The organism is Helcococcus ovis (genome assembly GCF_004524775.2).
Lineage (GTDB): Bacteria > Bacillota > Clostridia > Tissierellales > Peptoniphilaceae > Helcococcus > Helcococcus ovis.
The window spans coordinates 52,236-71,567 of the sequence record NZ_CP119081.1; the positions used below are offsets into that span (position 1 = coordinate 52,236).

General features: G+C 26.2%; 16 protein-coding genes. 13 read left to right on the top strand and 3 right to left on the bottom strand.

Features of this window, described 5'->3' with window-relative positions; all coding sequences use genetic code 11:
* Positions 1-80 precede the first annotated feature (80 nt).
* Positions 81-1,181, top strand: a complete 1,101-nt coding sequence (locus tag EQF90_RS00220; protein ID WP_134711325.1) for a hypothetical protein — start codon at positions 81-83, stop codon at positions 1,179-1,181.
* Positions 1,182-1,311: 130 nt separating this feature from the next.
* Here the strand turns inward: EQF90_RS00220 and EQF90_RS00225 are convergent, their stop codons facing one another.
* Positions 1,312-1,875 carry a hypothetical protein gene (locus EQF90_RS00225; RefSeq protein ID WP_134711324.1) on the bottom strand — a complete coding sequence of 188 codons (564 nt, stop codon included), beginning with the start codon at positions 1,873-1,875 and terminating at the stop codon, positions 1,312-1,314.
* A 216-nt stretch (positions 1,876-2,091) separates the two neighbouring features.
* On the opposite strand from EQF90_RS00225, the gene EQF90_RS00230 reads away from it, so the two are divergent.
* The gene (locus tag EQF90_RS00230; protein ID WP_134711323.1) at positions 2,092-3,141 is read left to right on the top strand and encodes an FAD:protein FMN transferase; all 1,050 of its coding nucleotides are present in this window, start codon (positions 2,092-2,094) and stop codon (positions 3,139-3,141) included.
* A 41-nt stretch (positions 3,142-3,182) separates the two neighbouring features.
* Here EQF90_RS00230 and cbpB read toward each other — a convergent pair whose 3' ends face one another.
* Positions 3,183-3,641 carry a cyclic-di-AMP-binding protein CbpB gene (cbpB, locus tag EQF90_RS00235; protein ID WP_134711322.1) on the bottom strand — a complete coding sequence of 153 codons (459 nt, stop codon included), beginning with the start codon at positions 3,639-3,641 and terminating at the stop codon, positions 3,183-3,185.
* A gap of 120 nt (positions 3,642-3,761) precedes the next feature.
* Here cbpB and htpG point away from each other — a divergent pair, with 120 nt between their 5' ends.
* Positions 3,762-5,624, top strand: a complete 1,863-nt coding sequence (gene htpG, locus EQF90_RS00240) for a molecular chaperone HtpG (RefSeq protein ID WP_209021421.1) — start codon at positions 3,762-3,764, stop codon at positions 5,622-5,624.
* Between the two features lie 273 nt (positions 5,625-5,897).
* Complete coding sequence (gene glmS, locus EQF90_RS00245) at positions 5,898-7,721, top strand: glutamine--fructose-6-phosphate transaminase (isomerizing) (RefSeq protein WP_134711320.1); 1,824 nt, start codon at positions 5,898-5,900, stop codon at positions 7,719-7,721.
* Between the two features lie 193 nt (positions 7,722-7,914).
* Here the strand turns inward: glmS and EQF90_RS00250 are convergent, their stop codons facing one another.
* The gene (locus EQF90_RS00250) at positions 7,915-9,930 is read right to left on the bottom strand and encodes an alpha-amylase family glycosyl hydrolase (protein WP_134711319.1); all 2,016 of its coding nucleotides are present in this window, start codon (positions 9,928-9,930) and stop codon (positions 7,915-7,917) included.
* Positions 9,931-10,077: 147 nt separating this feature from the next.
* Here EQF90_RS00250 and tmk point away from each other — a divergent pair, with 147 nt between their 5' ends.
* From tmk to tig, 9 genes are read left to right on the top strand one after another with little or no spacing between them, the layout of a single operon-like run.
* Positions 10,078-10,695, top strand: coding sequence for a dTMP kinase (gene tmk / locus EQF90_RS00255; protein WP_134711318.1), 618 nt, complete (start codon positions 10,078-10,080; stop codon positions 10,693-10,695).
* The gene (locus EQF90_RS00260; protein ID WP_134711317.1) at positions 10,692-11,018 is read left to right on the top strand and encodes a cyclic-di-AMP receptor; all 327 of its coding nucleotides are present in this window, start codon (positions 10,692-10,694) and stop codon (positions 11,016-11,018) included. Before tmk ends, EQF90_RS00260 begins: the two co-directional genes overlap by 4 nt.
* Positions 11,018-11,800 (top strand): hypothetical protein, encoded by a 783-nt coding sequence (locus EQF90_RS00265; RefSeq protein WP_134711316.1) that lies wholly within the window; start codon positions 11,018-11,020, stop codon positions 11,798-11,800. The genes EQF90_RS00260 and EQF90_RS00265 overlap by 1 nt, the downstream gene beginning before the upstream one ends.
* 2 nt (positions 11,801-11,802) lie before the next feature.
* Positions 11,803-13,164, top strand: a complete 1,362-nt coding sequence (locus EQF90_RS00270) for a hypothetical protein (RefSeq protein WP_134711315.1) — start codon at positions 11,803-11,805, stop codon at positions 13,162-13,164.
* 34 nt (positions 13,165-13,198) lie between these two features.
* The gene (gene rsmI / locus EQF90_RS00275; protein WP_134711314.1) at positions 13,199-14,002 is read left to right on the top strand and encodes a 16S rRNA (cytidine(1402)-2'-O)-methyltransferase; all 804 of its coding nucleotides are present in this window, start codon (positions 13,199-13,201) and stop codon (positions 14,000-14,002) included.
* Positions 14,003-14,061: 59 nt separating this feature from the next.
* Complete coding sequence (gene glmM, locus EQF90_RS00280) at positions 14,062-15,405, top strand: phosphoglucosamine mutase (RefSeq protein ID WP_134711313.1); 1,344 nt, start codon at positions 14,062-14,064, stop codon at positions 15,403-15,405.
* A gap of 16 nt (positions 15,406-15,421) precedes the next feature.
* Complete coding sequence (locus tag EQF90_RS00285; protein WP_167554078.1) at positions 15,422-16,255, top strand: DegV family protein; 834 nt, start codon at positions 15,422-15,424, stop codon at positions 16,253-16,255.
* Between the two features lie 2 nt (positions 16,256-16,257).
* On the top strand, positions 16,258-17,937 hold the full coding sequence (locus EQF90_RS00290) for an ABC transporter substrate-binding protein (RefSeq protein ID WP_134711311.1): 1,680 nt from the start codon (positions 16,258-16,260) through the stop codon (positions 17,935-17,937).
* Positions 17,938-17,994: 57 nt separating this feature from the next.
* Positions 17,995-19,317, top strand: coding sequence for a trigger factor (gene tig, locus EQF90_RS00295; RefSeq protein ID WP_134711310.1), 1,323 nt, complete (start codon positions 17,995-17,997; stop codon positions 19,315-19,317).
* Positions 19,318-19,332 lie beyond the last annotated feature (15 nt).

Sequence of the window (19,332 nt, forward strand, 5' to 3'; positions counted from 1 at the left end):
CAATAATTGACAACTATATTTTTTGATATATATGATAATATATGATAAAAATATCACAAATTTCATTCTAAGGGGGGAAAATGAAAAAAATAATGAGCTTAATGTTATCTTTAGTTTTAGTATTAACTTTGGTAGCTTGTGGTGAAAAGAAAGTACCCAAAGATAACAATAAGAAAGAAACAAAAATAGAAGAAAAGAAAGAGGATAAAGTTTCTTTTGAAAGGACACCAGCTAAAGCTAAAGCTGAAATAGTAAAAATAGGGTTAGGATCGTCAGTCGGGTTATCGGCAAAACCATTAAAAGATGGTAAAGGCGATGCTGTATCAAATGTTACAATTGCAGGATTAGCTTTTGATAAAGATGGTAAAATAGTTGAAGCATATATAGATGTCGCTCAAAGTAAATTTTTGTTAAAGGATGATGGTACATTTGCTAAGAAATCGGCAGAAGTACAATTTATGACTAAACAGGAAGTACAAGATAAATATGGAATGAAAAAAGCGTCAAAAATAAAAAAAGAATGGTTTGAACAAGCAAATGCATTTCAAAAATACATTTTAGGGAAAACAGCAGAACAAGTTTTAGGCATTGAAACTACCAAAAAAGATGATAATCATTTAAGTGTTCCTACACAAGCCGACTTAGTTTCATCAGTAACTATGGATATTGGAGAATTTCAAAAAGCTGTTAAAGCAGCATGGGATAATGCAGTAGAAGTTAAAGGGGCAAAAAATTTAGGATTAGGAGTAACAACTATTTTAGGTCAAGCTACAAAGGAAGCTAAAGGTGATAAAGGTGCTTCTGTGCAATTTGAAACAATTGTTGCGTTGACAGCTACAGATAATAAAAGTGTAGTAGTGAAAACAGTTATAGATAATGCACAAAACACAATATCATTTAATAAAGATGGCTCGATAATGACAGATTTAAAACAACCGGGAACAACTAAAAAAGCTTTAGGTGATAAATATGATATGAAAAAAGCATCAAAAATAAAAAAAGAATGGTTTGAACAAGTTCAAGGTTTAGAAAAATTTGCTGAAGGAAAAACAGCAAATCAATTAGCTGCTCTAAAATTAGAAAAAGGTAAAGCAACAGATGCTGACTTATTAGCTTCTACAACAATAACTGTAGAAGGTTTAATTAAGACATTAGTAAGTTCAATTAAAACATCTAAATAATTTATAGGAATTGAAAATACTAGGGTGATATTCATCCTAGTTTTTTATTTGTTAATCATAATATTTATCCGTAGTAGCATTGAAAGTGTACAATAAAAAAGCAAGAGAAAAAAAGTGGGATATTTTTCGACTACTCTTCTATAATATATTCTAAAAATTCTTTATCACTGATATTTCTTTCAACAAAATCAGGATCCATATGGCATAGGAAGTGCCATTTGTTCGAGGTATTTTGTTTATACAAAATTGCCTCACCATCTTCTGAACCGGCAAAACTTCTATCAACATTAAATCCTTTTTCTTTTAGAAGGTTTTTGACATGTATGTATTTTTCTTCTCTTTTTTTGATATAATTTTTTACATTTTCGTTGTTTATAACGTAGGCATCAACTTTGGTGGCACCTGAAATTATGCCGAATCCTTCTTTAGAGAAGTTTGGAAGTTCATACCAGTCAATATTGATTAATTCATTATTATGAAAAGAAAATCTGGTAAAAGGAATGATGTGATTGTTGAATTTTATTTCCTCATAGTCTTTTAAGGCTGATGAATTAATCGTTTCATATTCAAAACCGCCTTTTGATTTTATACTGTATCCGGGAATTAAATTTAGAAATTCTCTTCCTTGCTCTATAGTTTCAAAAAGTCCAAACTTATGTTCAAAATCGTTTTGGTATAGTACAAGTAAAAACATGCTTACCTCCTAAATTGCTTTGTTACGTTAATTATACTATATATTCTTAGTTATTTGTAGGTTAAGTAAAAAAGTTCATTTATTTAGTCAATAAATCACATATTTAATTGATTTAAATATCTACTATATTATTTTATGATGGTATTTTTTATTTAAATTTTAAGATTTAGTAGTATAATATAAAAATATAGTTTTAAATTTAAAAAGGGGGAAATTTTGAGAAAAATTTTAAGTATATTACTTTTATTAATGGTTTTGGGCGGCTGCACGAAGCAAGAAAAGCAAAAATTTAATACGATTTTTTATGATACATTTGATACTCAAGTTCAGTATTTGGAATACGCAGATAATAAAAAAGAATTTGATAAAAATGCCAAATTTGTAGAATCGGAATATAAGAGACTTCATAAATTATATGATAATTATCGTAGTTATGAAGGTATAATAAATGTAAAGACATTGAATGAAAACGCAGGGAAAAAGCTGTTAAAAGTGGATAAAGATTTATTTAATTTAATTAAATTTTCAAAAGAAAATTATGATAAAACTTTAGGTAAAGTAAATATAGCTATGGGAAATGTACTTACAATTTGGCATGATATTAGAGAAGAAAATGTTGGTAAAGAAGATGATAGAAAGACTATTATACCTAAAAAAGAAGATTTAATAAAAGCAAATAAATATTCAGATATAAATGAAGTAGTATTAGATGAAAAAAATATGACGGTATTTATAAAAAATTCTAATACAAGTATTGATTTTGGAGCGGTAGCTAAAGGCTATGCTACAGAGCTTGTAGCGAAAAAATTGGAATCTAAGGGTGTAAAAAATGCATCCATAAATGCTGGTGGTAATGTTAGAACGATAGGTCTTCCAGGAGATGGAAGAAAGGAATGGAAGATAGGTCTTCAAAATCCTGATGTGAACAACAAAAAAAGTATTAAGATATTAAATATAAATGGTTCTAAATCAATAGTTACAAGTGGTGATTACCAAAGATTTTTTATGCATAATGGTAAAAGATATCATCATATAATTAATCCTAAAACACTTCAACCTGAAACAATTTATAGAGCTGTATCGGTAGTTACAGATGATTCAGGGTTGGCAGATATGCTTTCAACAGCTTTATATTTATCTACTAAAGAAGAAGCTAAGAAAATATTGGAAAATTATAAAGATGTGGAGATTGGTATTGTATGGGTTGATGATAAAGAAGCGACAAATACTGAAAATATGAATAAAATAATCAATAAAGAAAATTAAAAAAGAGGATAATGCAAAAATTAATGCATTATCCTTTTGATTTACAATTTTTTGATTATTTTATCTGTGTTATGTATTAAAAAATTCATATTTTTGAGTATAGCACTTCTAGTAATCATTCCTATATATTTATTATCATCTGAAACTACATTTATGAAGTTATAGTTAATTAAAAGATTCATTACATCTTCTAATTGATAATTTTCATTTATTATTGCGTAGTGATTATCTATAAAATCTTTGACTTTATAATTACTTAGTTTATCAAAATCGTTAAATAGTTCTTCACCTAAAATTCTATATATATGATGCAAAGAGATTAGTCCCTTAAATTTTGAGTCATAATCTAAAACTGGTATTTGAGTATAATTAGATTGTTTTAATATTAACATTGCATGTGTCAGAGCATTATCTTCAAAAACCATGGAAGTATCTTTTTTTGGTATCATTATACTAGCTTCACTAGTTTGTATAAAATGTTCGATATCTTTATTAATCATTTTGTCACCTCATTATAATTATAATATATAAGGTGGAAGTATTCAAAAAATATAACTAAATTTTAAAAAAATACAATTATATACTAAAATATATATATATGTATTAAATAAGGAGGAATTATGAAAAAACAATTTGAAACGGAGTCAAAAAGAATTTTAGATTTAATGATTCATTCAATTTATACAAATAAGGAAATTTTTTTAAGGGAACTTATTTCAAATGCTTCGGATGCTATTGATAAGAGATATTTTAATTCTATTAAATCCGGAAAATCATTAGATAAAAAGGATTTGGAAATTTTTATAGAATTAGATAAAAATAATAGAACGATAACAATATCAGATAATGGAATTGGAATGACCAAAGAAGATTTAGAAAATAATTTGGGAACAATTGCTAAAAGTGGTTCTTTAGATTTCAAAACATTAAATAAAGATGATGAAATATCAATAATAGGTCAATTCGGTGTTGGTTTTTATTCTTCATTTATGGTTGCTGATAAGATTGAAGTTAAAACAAAATCTGAAGGTGGAGAAGCTTTATCCTGGATTAGTGAAGGAGCTGAAGGATATGAAATAATAGAAACTTCAAAAGATGAAATTGGTACAGAAATTAAATTGTATATGAAAGAAAATACTGAAGATGATAACTTTGAAGAATATTTAAATCAAGGATTTATTAGATATTTAGTAAAAAAATATTCAAATTATATTAAATATCCAATTAAGATGAATGTTGAAAAATCAAAACCGGGAGAAGATGGAAATACAGAAAATTATACCGAAGAAGAAGTATTAAATTCTATGATTCCTATTTGGAAAAAAAATAAAAATGATGTTACAGATGAAGAATATAAGAATTTTTATCATGCACAAAGATATGGATTTGATGATCCATTAGCTTGGATACATTTGAGTGCGGAAGGTATAATAAACTATAAATCAATATTATATATTCCTTCTCAAAAACCTTTTGAATATTATACAAGTAATTTTACAGGTGGACTTGAGCTTTATTCAAACGGTGTAATGATAATGGAAAAAAATGAAGACTTATTACCTTCGTATTTGTCATTTGTAAAAGGGATTGTGGATAGTGAAGATTTATCATTAAATATTTCCAGAGAAATTTTACAAAATGATAGAAGAATGGTAAGTATTTCTAAAAATTTAGAAAAGAAAGTTTTATCTGAATTAAAATCTATACTAAATTCTGATAAGCAAAGATATGGAAAATTCTTTGAAGAATTTGGATTGAGCTTAAAAGCAGGCATTTATGAAAGTCAGGGAGCTAAAAAGAAAGAAATTGAAGACTTATTATTATTTAAGACTTCAAAATCAGAAGAAATGGTAACTTTAGAAAAATATCTTGATAATAAGAAAGAAGATCAAGAATTTATATACTATGCAACTGGGGAATCATATGAAAATATTGATAGCATGCCCGCTTTACAAATGTTAAAGAAAAAAGATATAGAAGTAATCTATCTTGACGAACATATCGATGAATTTGTAATTAAGGTTATGGAAAGTTATAGGGATATTAAATTTAAGTCTGCTTTTGATGAGGAAATTGAATTGGAAGATAATTCTGAAAAAGAAGATAAAAAGGAAGATGTAAATCAAAAAGAATTATTTAATAAGATGAAAGAAGTTTTAGGTGATGAAATAGTTGATATTAAGGCAAGTAAGAGACTGGTAGATGATGCATCATTTTTAACATCTAAAGGGGATATTTCAATTGAAATGGAAAAAACTCTTTCAATGCAACAAAATCCAATGGGGATTAAAGCACAAAAGGTATTAGAAATTAATCCAAATCATATTTTATATAAAAAATTGATGGAATCTTTATCTGTGAATGATACTGAAAAAATTTCATTAATTACAAATGTTCTTTACAATCAGGCTAGATTAATATCTGGTTTAAAAGTTGATGATATAGTTAAATTTACTCAAGATGTAAATAGTTTAATTAAATAAAAAAATTGACGTTAACAATTAACCAAAAAGGTTATTTTGTTAACGTTTTTTTATTTGTAATTTACTTGTGATTATAATTATGCTATAATTCAACGAAGACAAAAATTATTAAAGCGCCAGATCCATTTATGGATGACGAGGGACGGAGTTATCGAATTTCGGCGGATGCTCCGAAGGTATCACAGCCTAAGTACTCTACAAATATTTAGAGTAATCTGAATGACAAATAGAGTAAAGTGAGTCTTAATATAATTTAATATTAGGAGGTGCACTATGTGCGGGATTGTAGGATACTGTGGAAATAAAAATGCTACAGAAGTTGTTTTAAGAGGATTGGAGAAACTGGAGTATAGAGGATATGATTCGGCGGGTATTTCAGTTATAGAAAATGCTACTCTTAAAACATTTAAAAAAGTTGGGAAGTTAAGCAATTTAGTAAATTATTTAAAAAATAATCCATTAGAGGGAAATGTAGGGATAGGTCATACAAGATGGGCTACTCATGGTATACCATCAGAAATCAATGCTCATCCTCATTTGAATAAAAATGGTACTATATCAGTTGTTCATAACGGTATAATTGAGAATTACGAAAAATTAAAGGAAAAATTAGTTTTAGAAGGTTATGAATTTAAATCTGAAACTGATACAGAAGTAATAGCTCATCTTGTGGATAAATATTATGAGGGGGATTTGGTTGAGGCAGTAGCTCAAACTGTAAAAATTTTAGAAGGAGCTTATGCTATTTGTGTAGTTTGTGAGGATAATAGTGATGAATTAGTTGCAGTGAGAAATAAATCGCCACTTCTTCTAGGCGTATCTGACAAGAATAATATGGTTGCTTCTGATGCTGCATCTATTGTTGAGTATACTCAAGATGTGATATATTTGGATGATAAAGAAATTGTTTATTTAAAAAATGAAGAAAAACCTGTCATTTATGATTTTGATTTAAATGAATTAAATAAAGAAATATCCAAAATAGATTGGAATTTGGAAGATGCCTCAAAAGAAGGATTTGATCATTATATGATGAAAGAAATTTCCGAACAGGAAAGTATTGTATCAAATACATTAAACAGGTTGGTTAAAGAATATAATATTAAACTTGGAGAACACACATTCACAAAAGAAGAATTTGAACAATTTGACAATATTTATATAACATCATGTGGTACTGCTTTACATGCAGGACAAGTCGGAAAATATTTGATAGAGAAATTTGTTGAAATACCTGTTAGAGATGAAATTGCATCAGAATTTGCCTATAGTAAACCATTTATAAATGATAAATCATTAGTTATAGTAGTTAGTCAATCTGGAGAAACAGCAGATACATTAAATGCTATAAGATTATCTAAAAAACTGGGTGCTAAAATTTATGCTATAACAAATGTTGTGGGCTCAACAATTGCTAGAGAAGCGGATAAAGTTTTATATTGCCATGCAGGACCGGAAATTTCAGTTGCATCAACAAAAGCATATATTTCTCAAGTTACAAATTTCTATTTATTTACTCTAGATTGGGCTTATAAAATTGGTAAAATATCAGAAAAACAAAAAAATGAAGTTTTAGATGAATTACTTAAAGCTTCAAAAGTAATAGAAAAATTATTAAGTAATAATGAATCATATAAAAATATCGCAAATAAGATTATAAATGATGAGTCGGTATATTTTATCGGAAGAGGTGTAGATTATATAACTTCAAAAGAAGCATCATTAAAACTTAAGGAAATATCATATATCCATTCAGAATCATTTCCTGCCGGAGAGTTAAAACATGGTACAATCGCATTAATTGAAAATGGAACTAAAGTTTTTGTTTTATCGACACAGGATAACTTAATTGATAAAATGATTTCTAATATACAGGAAATTTCTGCAAGAGGTGCTGAGGTATATACTATTGGGTTTGATAATAGTGAGTTAAAGAAAAATAGCAAGATATTTATTGAAATACCAAAAATATCAGATTTAGTAGCACCACTTGTAAGTGTTGTACCATTACAAATTATTGCATACTATACAGCTTTGTTAAAAGGAAACGATGTTGATAAGCCTCGTAATTTAGCTAAATCAGTTACAGTTGAATAAAAGTAAAATTGGCTGTTGCAAAATAAAATATAGCTTTTAAATTACAAAAATTTAATAAAAATATAAAATCAGCCATAGATCTCAATATCTAGGGCTGATTTTATAATTATTAAAATTTAATTTCTATAGTAAAAAAACTACTACCTATAATCTGGACACATAAAATGATATTTTGCAACAGTACCTTTTTATATTAATCTAATTTTTTTAATATCATCATAGTTCGACTTGGGGAATAAATTTTTAGTTGATAATCAAAATCAGAACCAAAAATTTCAAAACTCTCATATATATATTCTTTAGAAATTCTGTTCATTCCACCAAATTTTATATCATCACTACTAAATATAACTTTAAATCTACTTTTTTCTTCTATAGGAATTGTCAATCCTTCATAAGATCTGGTTGGATGAAAATTGTAAATAAAGTAGAGATTATTTCTCTTAAATATAACCAGCTTAAATTCATTTTCAATCATTATTAATCTTGGTCGATATGAAAGTAGATTATGAGTTTTAGAAAAGTTAATACTTTCTTTATTAAATTCGTTTAACCATTGATATTTTAAGTTTTTATCATCTACTAAATGCCATTGTCTTTTAGCGTATTTATATGACCAATTATTTCTTTCTGAAGGGAAATCTAACCATTCTGGATGACCGAATTCATTACCAATAAAGTTTAAATATCCGTCAGACGCAGTATTTAATGTTATACTTGTAATTAATTTATGAAGAGAAATAGCTCTGTGTATTAAAAAACTTTGATTATGCAAATTCATATTTTTATAAATTTCAGCATCTGCTAATTTAAACATTATAGTTTTATTTCCAACAATGGATTCGTCGTGACTTTCGGCATAAGATATTGATTTTTCTTCTGGTCTGGAAAATGTTAATTCATGCCACATTTTAAACATATTCCAGTTGTGATCATCTTGATATAGTGATTGTTTCCAAAAATTAGATACACCCATATTAAATCTATAATCAAAACCTAGTCCTCCATCTTTAATAGGAAGGCATAACCCAGGCATTCCACTTACATCTTCTGCTATAGTTATATAGGATGAATTCATTTCTTTAATAAGTTCATTAGCAAGAGTTAGATAAGTAGTTGCATCTAAATCTGTGTTTAATGAGAAATAATCATCGTAAGAATTGAAGTTTCTTCCTATACCATGATCAAGGTACATCATGGATGTAACACCATCAAATCTAAATCCGTCGAAATTATATTCTTCAAGATAATATTTCAAATTGGATAGTAAAAATTTTAATACATTAATTTTGCTGTAATCGAAAATTCTTGAGTCCCAAAGACTGTGTTCACCCCTTTTTCCTGAATAGAATAATTGATACTCAGTTGTATCATAATAATTTATACCTTCATTAATATTTTTAGAAGCATGACTATGAACTATATCCATTAAAACAGCAATTTCTAATTTGTGTGCTTCATCAATTAATAATTTCAAGTCCTCAATATCTCCAAACCAATGTGAAGCAGCAAAGAAATTAGTTACATGATATCCAAATGAACCATAATATGAATGGGAAGCAACAGCCATTATTTGAATTGTATTATACCCTAGATTTTTAATTCTAGGTAAAATATCAATAAATTCTTTATAGCTTCCTATACCATTTTTTTCTTGTGCTATGCCAATATGTACTTCATATATAAATGGTTTAAATTTTCTAGGAATAATAAATTCGTTTTTAAATTTATATTTTCTAGAAGGATTGTTCATAATGCCATAAAAATCTATATGATTATCTTCATATTTTTCTTGATTTACCTTAGTTATAAACATAGGCACTTTGTAGTTTAGTTTACCATTTTTAACAATAATAATTTTAATTCTGGAATTATGAGGAATGCTTCTAATACCCTTAACAAAAATTTCCCAAGTATCTTCATTTATTCTTTTTAGTGGATGAGAAGTAGGATTCCAATTATTAAAATCGCCGGTTAAATAAACTTCATCTGCTGCGGGTGCCCATTCTCTATAAAACCAACCTGTTTTAGACTTTTGGAAACCGAAATATTTATGAAAATTAGCTATTTTGGATAATTTTCTCTTTCCGTTTAATAATTTCTTCTTTTTATTTTTATATTTTTCTATCCTTAATATAATGTCATTTTTATATTTTCTTAAATTTGGATCAATATTAAATATTAATAAATTATCATCTTTTTTTGGCATTTTTTCCTCCTTTTATTCTATTATACAATAGATTAGCTTAGTAGCAAGGAATATTTATTTAAAAATTTGTTTTTCAAAAAATATTTGTTTCTAAATTATAGAAATTTATTTCAATAAGTTATATAATTAAAATAGTAAGGGGGCGAGATGAAAGGAAAATTTATTGTTTTTGAAGGTTCTGATGGTTCTGGGAAATCAACCATTTTAGAAAAAGTTAAAAAGTATCTTGATGATAATAAAGTTGATTATATTTTTACAAGAGAGCCGGGAGGGACTAAAATAGGAGAACAAATTAGAAATATTTTGTTAAATAATAATAATGAAGATATGGATGATAAAACAGAAGCTTTATTATTTGCAGCTCAAAGAGCTCAAAATGTTGAAGAAGTTATAAAAAAAGGAATATCTGAAGGTAAATTAGTTATTTCTGATAGATTTGTACTTTCATCTTTAGCTTATCAAGGATATGCACGTGATTTAGGAGTTGAAGGAGTAAAGTCTATAAATGATTTTGCAACTGGAGCATTAAAACCGGATTATACATTTTTCTTAGATGTAGATCCTATTACAGTTTTAAATCGAAAAAAGATTTCTGTAAAAGCGGATAGACTTGAGGAAGAAGGTAATTCATTTCACGAAAAAGTATATCAGGGATATAAAAAATTATTAGATAAAAATACTATAATAATTGATGCGTCTAAGAGTGTAGAAGAAGTAGAGAAAGAAACTTTAGAAAAATTAATAAAAATATTGGAGGCAAAATGAAACTTTTAATATCAATAGTTCAAGATAATGACGTAAATTTACTTATGGATGATTTAGTAGAAAAAGAATTTTCAGTTACGAAATTAGCGACTACAGGAGGATTCTTAAAAGAAGGAAATACTACATTATTGATGGGTGTGGAAGAAAATAGAGTACAAGATTGTTTAGATATTATAGAGGCAAATTGTAAAAAAAGAAAAACAACTACAAGTATAATAAATTCTAATTTACAAGGTCCAATGTTCCAATCATTTCCGGTTGAAATTGAAGTTGGTGGAGCAACAGTATTTATTTTAGATGTAGATAAATTTATTAAACTATAATGTTAAACGAAATTTTAGATAAGCAAATTAAAAATAATAGTATATTTAATGTTTATATAGTTGAAGGTTCTTTAGAGGATGCTAAAAAACAATGTTTGTTGTTTACACAAACTATTTTTAATAGAAAAGATGTTGAAAATTTAGTTAATATAGTAAAACCGGAAAACAATAATATTTCAATAGATAATATAAGAAATTTAAGCAAATTGGTTTATGAGAGTCCGATAAAATATGATTATAATATATTTATTATAGAAGATGCCGGATTGATGAAGGTTGAGGCACAAAATGCCTTGTTAAAAACATTGGAAGAATTGCCGGGATATTCTATAGTATTTATGACTATTGATAATAGGTATAAACTATTAAACACTATAATTTCAAGAAGTCAAATTATTAATATTTTTGATAAAAAAGATATAGATTTTGAATCTGAAACATTTAAAAATTTAATATATTTATTGAATAAGGCTTTTGAGGGAAATTATTATATAATAAATAAAGAAAAAAATTTAATTAAGGATTTATCTGAAAATAGGAATGAAGTTTTAAAAATTATGACTCAAATTTACAGTGATGCAATTTTTAAGGTAAATAACACTAAAAATTTAAGATATAATGCTATAATAAAAAAAATGTCAAAGATTTCAAATTTGTCATTGGAAGAGATGATTAGAAAAAATGAAGAGTTTAAATCTTTATTGAAGGTAAATATTAATTTTCAATTGATAGTAGAGAAAATTATTTTAGATTTAATAGAAAAATATAAAAAAGTTAGGTAATTATGAAATTTAGTAAAAGAATAATTTTTTTATCAGTGCTTTTTATGCTTTTTATAATTTTTCCAAAAAATATTGTAAATGCAAATGCCACATATAAAGTAAATGAAGAAATTTCATTTGGTAGAACTTATGAGTTTGAAGAACCGGTAAATGGTAGTATCATAATTTCAGGTGCGGCAGAAGATGTTATAAATATTGGAAATCAAGAAGATAAAGTATTTGAAAATAATATATCTATAGTATCTAAATTTACACCAGATAAAATAGGTATCTATAAATTAAATATAGAAGTTAATGTTGTATCAGCTAATGGAATAGATTTAAGTAAAAATGATACTGTATATTTTGTTGTTACAGATGATGGCAAAGAAATGACAAATGATGAGATGGATTCATTTATAAAAAACAATAATTTAACTGGTCAAGATTTAGCGAAAGAGTACATTAATACTCCATATTTAAAATCTATCAAATTAAAAAATGGTAAATTATTAGAACCTGTTACTAAAGATAGAACTGAATATAATATTGAAGTATTTGATAATGCACAAAGATTAGAGTTTGTATTAGAAACCGGAGATGATAATACAAAGGTTGATGGTAACTTAGTAGTTAATCCTAATAATCAAAGAATAAATATAATTGTTGTGTATAATAAAAATACTAATTTGTTATATACATTTAAATGGAAAAAACCTAAGGTTGATATATTTAAATTTAGAGATGAAAATGGTATAAATAGAGAATTGGTATATGACTTTGTAAATAGAAGGGAATATAAAAATCTTAAATCGAAAGAAATAGATTTAAAAGGTCAAAAATTTAAGGTTTTTGAAGATGAGATAGGAAATTTACTTATTCCATTAAGGGAAAAAAATTCATCCGGGCTTCCAGATTTATATAAATTTACTCAAGATGGTAAAATAGTACAAAAATTGAAAAATTTTTTTAGTATTAATTCTCAAACGTTTAGACAAGGAAATTTCAAGAGAATATTTAATGAAGATCAAGTATTATTTAATCTTGAAGAAGTAGAAATTAAAAATTTGAATTATGCAAAGGGATATAAAATAAATAGAACTGGATATGAAAACCAATATTTAGTAAATTTAACTGGACCAAATGGTAAATCAAGCTGGTACCAATATGATGATACACCAAGTATTAAACAATTAATAAAATTGGATTTTCCAGAAAATGTTTTTGAAGATACGTTAGCCAATTATTTTGGTATAAAATTAAATAATGACTATTCGAAATATAAGTACTCTTTATACGACGTTGGACTTATGATAGTAGCATTTGTTGCATTTATAATTTTAATAATTGGTAATATTGTTTTAAATAAGAAAAATAAAAAATAAAAGAGCGTAAAGCTCTTTTTTATTAGGAGATGAAATGATATATTTTATTCCTACGCCGATAGGAAATCTTGAAGATATAACACTTAGATCTCTTAGAATACTAAGAGAAGTAGAATATATAGCATGTGAAGATACAAGAACGACAAAAAAATTATTAGATTATTATGATATACATAAAAAACTAATATCTTATCACAAGTTTAATGAAAAAGAAAGGATAGACGAATTAATAAATTTAGCTATAGATAATGATATTGCCGTAGTTTCAGATGCTGGTATGCCGGGAATATCAGATCCGGGTAATATTTTAATAAATGCATTAATTGAAAAACAATTAAAATATACAGTTTTACCGGGAGCAAGTGCATTTACCACCGCTCTTGTAATGAGTGGGTTTAATAGCATAGATTTTGAATTTTTAGGATTTGTGCCTAGCAAAAAGTCTGAAAAAACAAAATTTATAAAAAATTTATTAGAAAAAAAACATACTTTGATTTTTTATGAAACACCACATAGGATAAATGATACAATAAAAGAATTATCTGAATTTATTCCTAATAGAAAGATTGCTATTGTAAGAGAAATTTCAAAAATATATGAGGAAGTTAAGATATTTTTAATTAAAGACTATGAAAATATTTCAATAACTGAAAAAGGTGAATTTGTGGTAATAATTGATACTGATGATACTATTGAAGAAATCAGTGATGAGTTTATACTTAAAAAGTTAAATGAGTTATATCAAAAAGGTAAAACAAAGAAATCGGCAGTAAATATAATCACTCAAAAATATAATTTAAATAAAAATAGAGTATATGAATTGTCTATTACTACATAATTCAAACATTTTGGTTTGTTATGTTATAATTAAAATAAATAAAGATTAGGAGAAGAGATATGAAATATTTTGGAACAGATGGATTTAGAGGAGAGGCTAATATAGACTTAAATGTGAATCACGCTTTTAAAATAGGTAGATTTTTAGGTGACTATTTTAAAAAACAAAATAAAGATTCTAAAATAGTTATCGGAAAGGATACAAGAAGATCAAGCTATATGTTTGAATCAGCACTTGCAGCAGGTATTACTTCAAGTGGAAGTGACGCATATTTACTTCATGTAACAACTACTCCAAGTGTTTCCTATATAACAAGAACAGAAGATTTTGATTGCGGGATTATGATATCGGCAAGTCATAATCCATATTATGATAATGGTATAAAGTTAATAGGAGGAGATGGATATAAATTAGAAGGAGATATTTTAGAAGAAATAGAAAAATATATAGATTCTGAAGAGGATACAATTCCCTTAGCTAAAGGTGAAAATATCGGAAGAACAGTAGACTATCTTGTTGGAAGAAATAGATATATTGCATATTTAGCAACAGTGGTTACTAAATCATTTAAGGGAATTAAGGTATTAGTTGACGCATCTAATGGAGCTGCATATCAAATATCAAAAAATGTTTTTGATATTTTAGGGGCTGATGTTGATATGATTAATGACAGACCTGATGGATACAATATTAATAAAGATGCAGGATCCACACATATCGAAAATTTAGCGGAAAAAGTTGTTGAAGGTAAATATGATTTAGGTATTGCATACGATGGTGATGCAGATAGATGTTTAGCTGTAGATGAAAATGGAAACATTATTTCCGGTGATCATATAATGTATATATTTGGTAAATATTTAAGAGATATTGGTGAATTAAATAAAAATATTGTTGTTACAACTGTTATGTCAAATTTAGGGTTATATAAAACTTTAGAATCACAAAATATAGAATATATTCAAACACCGGTAGGTGATAAATACGTTTCGGAAGAAATAAGACAAAACGGATATAGTGTCGGAGGAGAACAATCTGGACACATTATATTATCAAAATATGCTACAACGGGTGATGGTATATTAACATCATTGAAATTGATAGAAATTATGGTTAAATCAAAATCATCATTATCATTGTTGGCAAAAGAGTTAAAAATATATCCTCAACTTTTAGAAAATTTAAGAATCACAGATAAAAATATTGTTTTAAATGATGAAGATGTTCAAAAATCTATAAAAGAAGTAGAAGAAACATTAAAAGATTCTGGTAGAATTTTGGTTAGACCTTCAGGTACGGAACCACTTATAAGAGTTATGATTGAAGCTGAAACAGATGAAATTTGTAAAGAAAATGTAGAGAAAGTTGTTAAAGTTATAAAAGAAAAAGGTTACTTAAAATAAGATTATGGGAGGTTTGATGAAAAAATTAATAGTTTCTGATTATTGTGCAGAGATAAATGAAAAAATTGAAAAACAAGAAAACGTTAAAAGAGTTCCATTTTTTATAGATATAGAAGATAAAAGTATTGTTGCAGATGATAGTGCTGATATAGATGAACTTATTCAATTAATGAATAATTCTAAAGAAGTTGTTAAAACGGCAGCACCTACTCCAGAATATTTTTATGAAGCAGGAAAAGGATATGACGAAATATATTATGTAACTATTTCTTCAAAATTATCTGCAACATATAATAGTGCAATAATTGCAAAATCAATGTTGGAAGACGAAAATCCAAATGTTAAAATTCATGTATTTGATTCTAAATCTGCGGCATGTGGTGAAACTCAAGTTATTAGAGCTATACAAGAACAATTAGAGTTAAATAAAAAATTTGAAGAAGTTGTAGAAAATGTTACAGCGAAAATCGAAAAATTAAATACAATATTTGTATTAGAAAACTTAGATAATTTAATTAAAAATGGAAGAATGTCGAAAGTCGCCGGAATGATTGCTTCAGCTTTGAAGATTTATCCGGTATGTGTCGGGGTTGATGGGGCTATAGAAGTTAAATATAAGCCAAGAGGAATAAAATCAGCCTTAAATAAAATGATAAGTGCTATTGGTGAATTAACGAATATTTATAGTGATAAAATTTTGTATATTACACATATAAGGAATGAAGAAAGAGCTAAAAAAATTAAAGAAATGGCTGAAGAATTTTATGATTTTAAGTCAATAGAAATATTAGAAGGGACAGCATTATCTACTGTTTATGCAAATGAAAACGGAATAATTTTGGCGTTTTAACTATGAAAGATAAAAAGAAAATAGAAATAATATTACTTTTTATTATAGCTATTTTTTTCTTTATATTAATTATTCTTCCTAAGAAAAAAACTGAAGTTAAAATTGACAGTTACAAAAATTATATTGTAAATCCAAGAAAAAAATTAGATAAGGATGTCTTAAAAGTTGGAGTTCCGTTAAGAGAGAAACCGTTAAATGTTTTTGATGATGGTGATGGAACGGTGTCACTATTATCTAGATTAATTCATCCTTCGCTTTTATACAAGGACAAAAATGATAAAGCAAAACTTGAAATAGCTGAAGAATATTGGTATGAAGATTTAGGAAAAACTATTTCTGTTAAATTAAAAAAGGATTATAAGTTTTCAAATGGAGAATTATTAACTGCTAAAAATGTATACAATACATATTTAGTTTTAGCTGATCCTTCATATTCTGGAAAATATGTTAATTATGTTAATAATTTAAAGGGATATTTCGACTATAAATTAAAAGTAACAGACAAATTACATGGTATAGAGGTATTAGGCGATTATTTTATTAAATTTCATTTTAATGATGCAAGTTTTTCAAATATTTATTCTTTAATGTTTCCTATAGTTAATATAAAGAAAACAGATTTTAGATACAATGATTTATCTAAGGTTAAGTATGTTGATTTGTTAAACGGGGCGGGAAGATATAAGGTAGAAAATATTGTAGATGAAAATATAAAATTGATATTGAAAGATAATAAAAAAAACAAAGATATTAAAATAAAAAAAATAGAAATTTCTTTTTGGGATTATCGTGATGCAATGCATAAATTTCAATCTGGAGAATTAGATATTTTGTATAAATACCCAAAAGGAAAAAATTTCTATAGAGATTATAATGAAAGAACTAGACAATATTCCAATCATATAGATTTTCAGTCGGTCATTTTTAATTTTATTGGGTTTAATCAAAAAAGTAATATTTTTAAAAATGAAAATTATAGAAGGGCACTTAGAGATTCTATAGAAGTAAAAAAAATATTTGAAGAAAAATATGGAAAAGATGTTTATGATTTTCCGGAAATACCGGTATATAAAAATTCATGGTTTAATAGTGATAATTACAAATTAGATAGAAAAAATAATTTATCAGAGGAATTATCTAAAAAATATAAACGTCAAGGTAAATATTTTATTGATAAAAATGGTGAATATATAACAGTCAAATTAGCATATATGGAAGAAGATAGTTTCGCTAATGATATTAAAGAATATATTGTTAATGAAATTGAAAATGAGGGTATAAAGGTAAAGTTAAAATCATTGTCACCTCAAGAAATGTATAAACATTTAAATGATGAAGATGAAGATTACGATATTTATATTTCACAAGGAAGAATGACTGAGATACCTTCATATCAATATGATAATAAAAATAAAGAGAGTAAATACGAAAATATAAATACATTGTTAGATACTTCTTTTTATTATATTTTAGAAAAAATTAGAGAAGATGTTTATAGTGAAGAGTTAAATAAATTAACTTATCAATGGAAGAAAAATTTCGATAAAACAACACCATATATAGTTTTATCAACAGAAAATATTACGTCTATAATAAATAAAAGAGTAAAGGGTATCTACATAAATGAGTTTATTGGATTATCAGATATAGAAAATTTAAAAAATATAGAATTTACAGATTAATAATTTTTTATGCTATAATAATAAGGCTGAAAAATATTAATTTTTAGGAGGAATAAAATGAGTAAGTTAGTATCAAAAGAAAATAATAAGGCTGTTTTTGTAGAAACAGTAAAATTTGATGTTTTTAAAGAAAAATTACAAGAAGCATATCAAAAAAATAAATCTAGATTTAATATACCTGGGTTTAGAAAAGGAAAAGCACCAAGAAGAATTATTGAGATGAATTATGGTAAAGAAGTATTTTATAATGATGCATTGGATTTAATTTTACCTGATGCATATCAAAATGCAATTGAAGAATTAAAAATTACACCTGTTTCAAGACCACATGTAGACTTTGGCAAAATTGAAGAAGGTAAAGATATAGAATTAAAATTTGAAGTAGAAACATATCCTGAATTTGAATTAGCAGACTATACAAAATTAGAAGTTACAAAACAAGATACAGAAGTAAAAGAAGAATTAGTAGAAGCTAGAATTCAAGATGAAATTCAAAAAAATGGGGTTATAAAACCTGTTGAAAGAGAAATTCAAATAGGTGACGTGGTAAATATTGATTTTGAAGGCTTTAAGGATGGAGTAGCATTTGAAGGCGGTAAGGCTGAAGGATACGATTTAAAAATCGGCTCAAAATCATTCATCCCAGGATTTGAAGAAGGTTTAATTGGTAAAAAATTAGGCGAAGAAGTAGAATTGAATTTAACATTCCCGGAAGAATATCAAGCAGAAGATTTAAAAGGACAAGAAGTACTATTTAAGGTAAAAGTTAATGAAGTAAAAGAAGAAGTATTTCCGGAATTAGATGATGATTTTGTAATGGATGTTTCAGAATTTGATACAGTTGATGAATACAAAGAATCAATTAGAAAAGAATTAAAAGAAAATTTAGAAAAAAATAATGAAATTGAATTAGAAAATCAAGTAATCGAAGAAGTAATAAGACGTACAGAAATTAGCGTGCCTAATCAAATGATTGAAGATCAATTAGAACAAGAATATCATGAATATACTCATCAAATAAGCCATATGGGAATTGATATGAAGACATATTTCCAATTAACAGGATCAAGTGAAGAACAAATTAGAGAACAATTGAGAGAAAGAGCTGAAAATAAAGTGAAAATAGACTTGATTTTAGAAAAACTTGTAGAAGAAAAAGAATATGCTGTTTCTGACGATGAAGTAGAAAATGAATATAAAGATGTTGCAAAACAATATAAAAAAGAAGATGATGCTGAATTTATTGAAAAAATGAAACAACAAGTATCACCTGAAAGAATTAAAGTAATTTTACAAAGAAGAAAAGCTGTTGATGAATTCAAACAAAATGTAGTATTTGTTGACAAAAAAGAAGAAAAAGAAGAATCAGAAGAAAAATAATATTATATTCTGAAA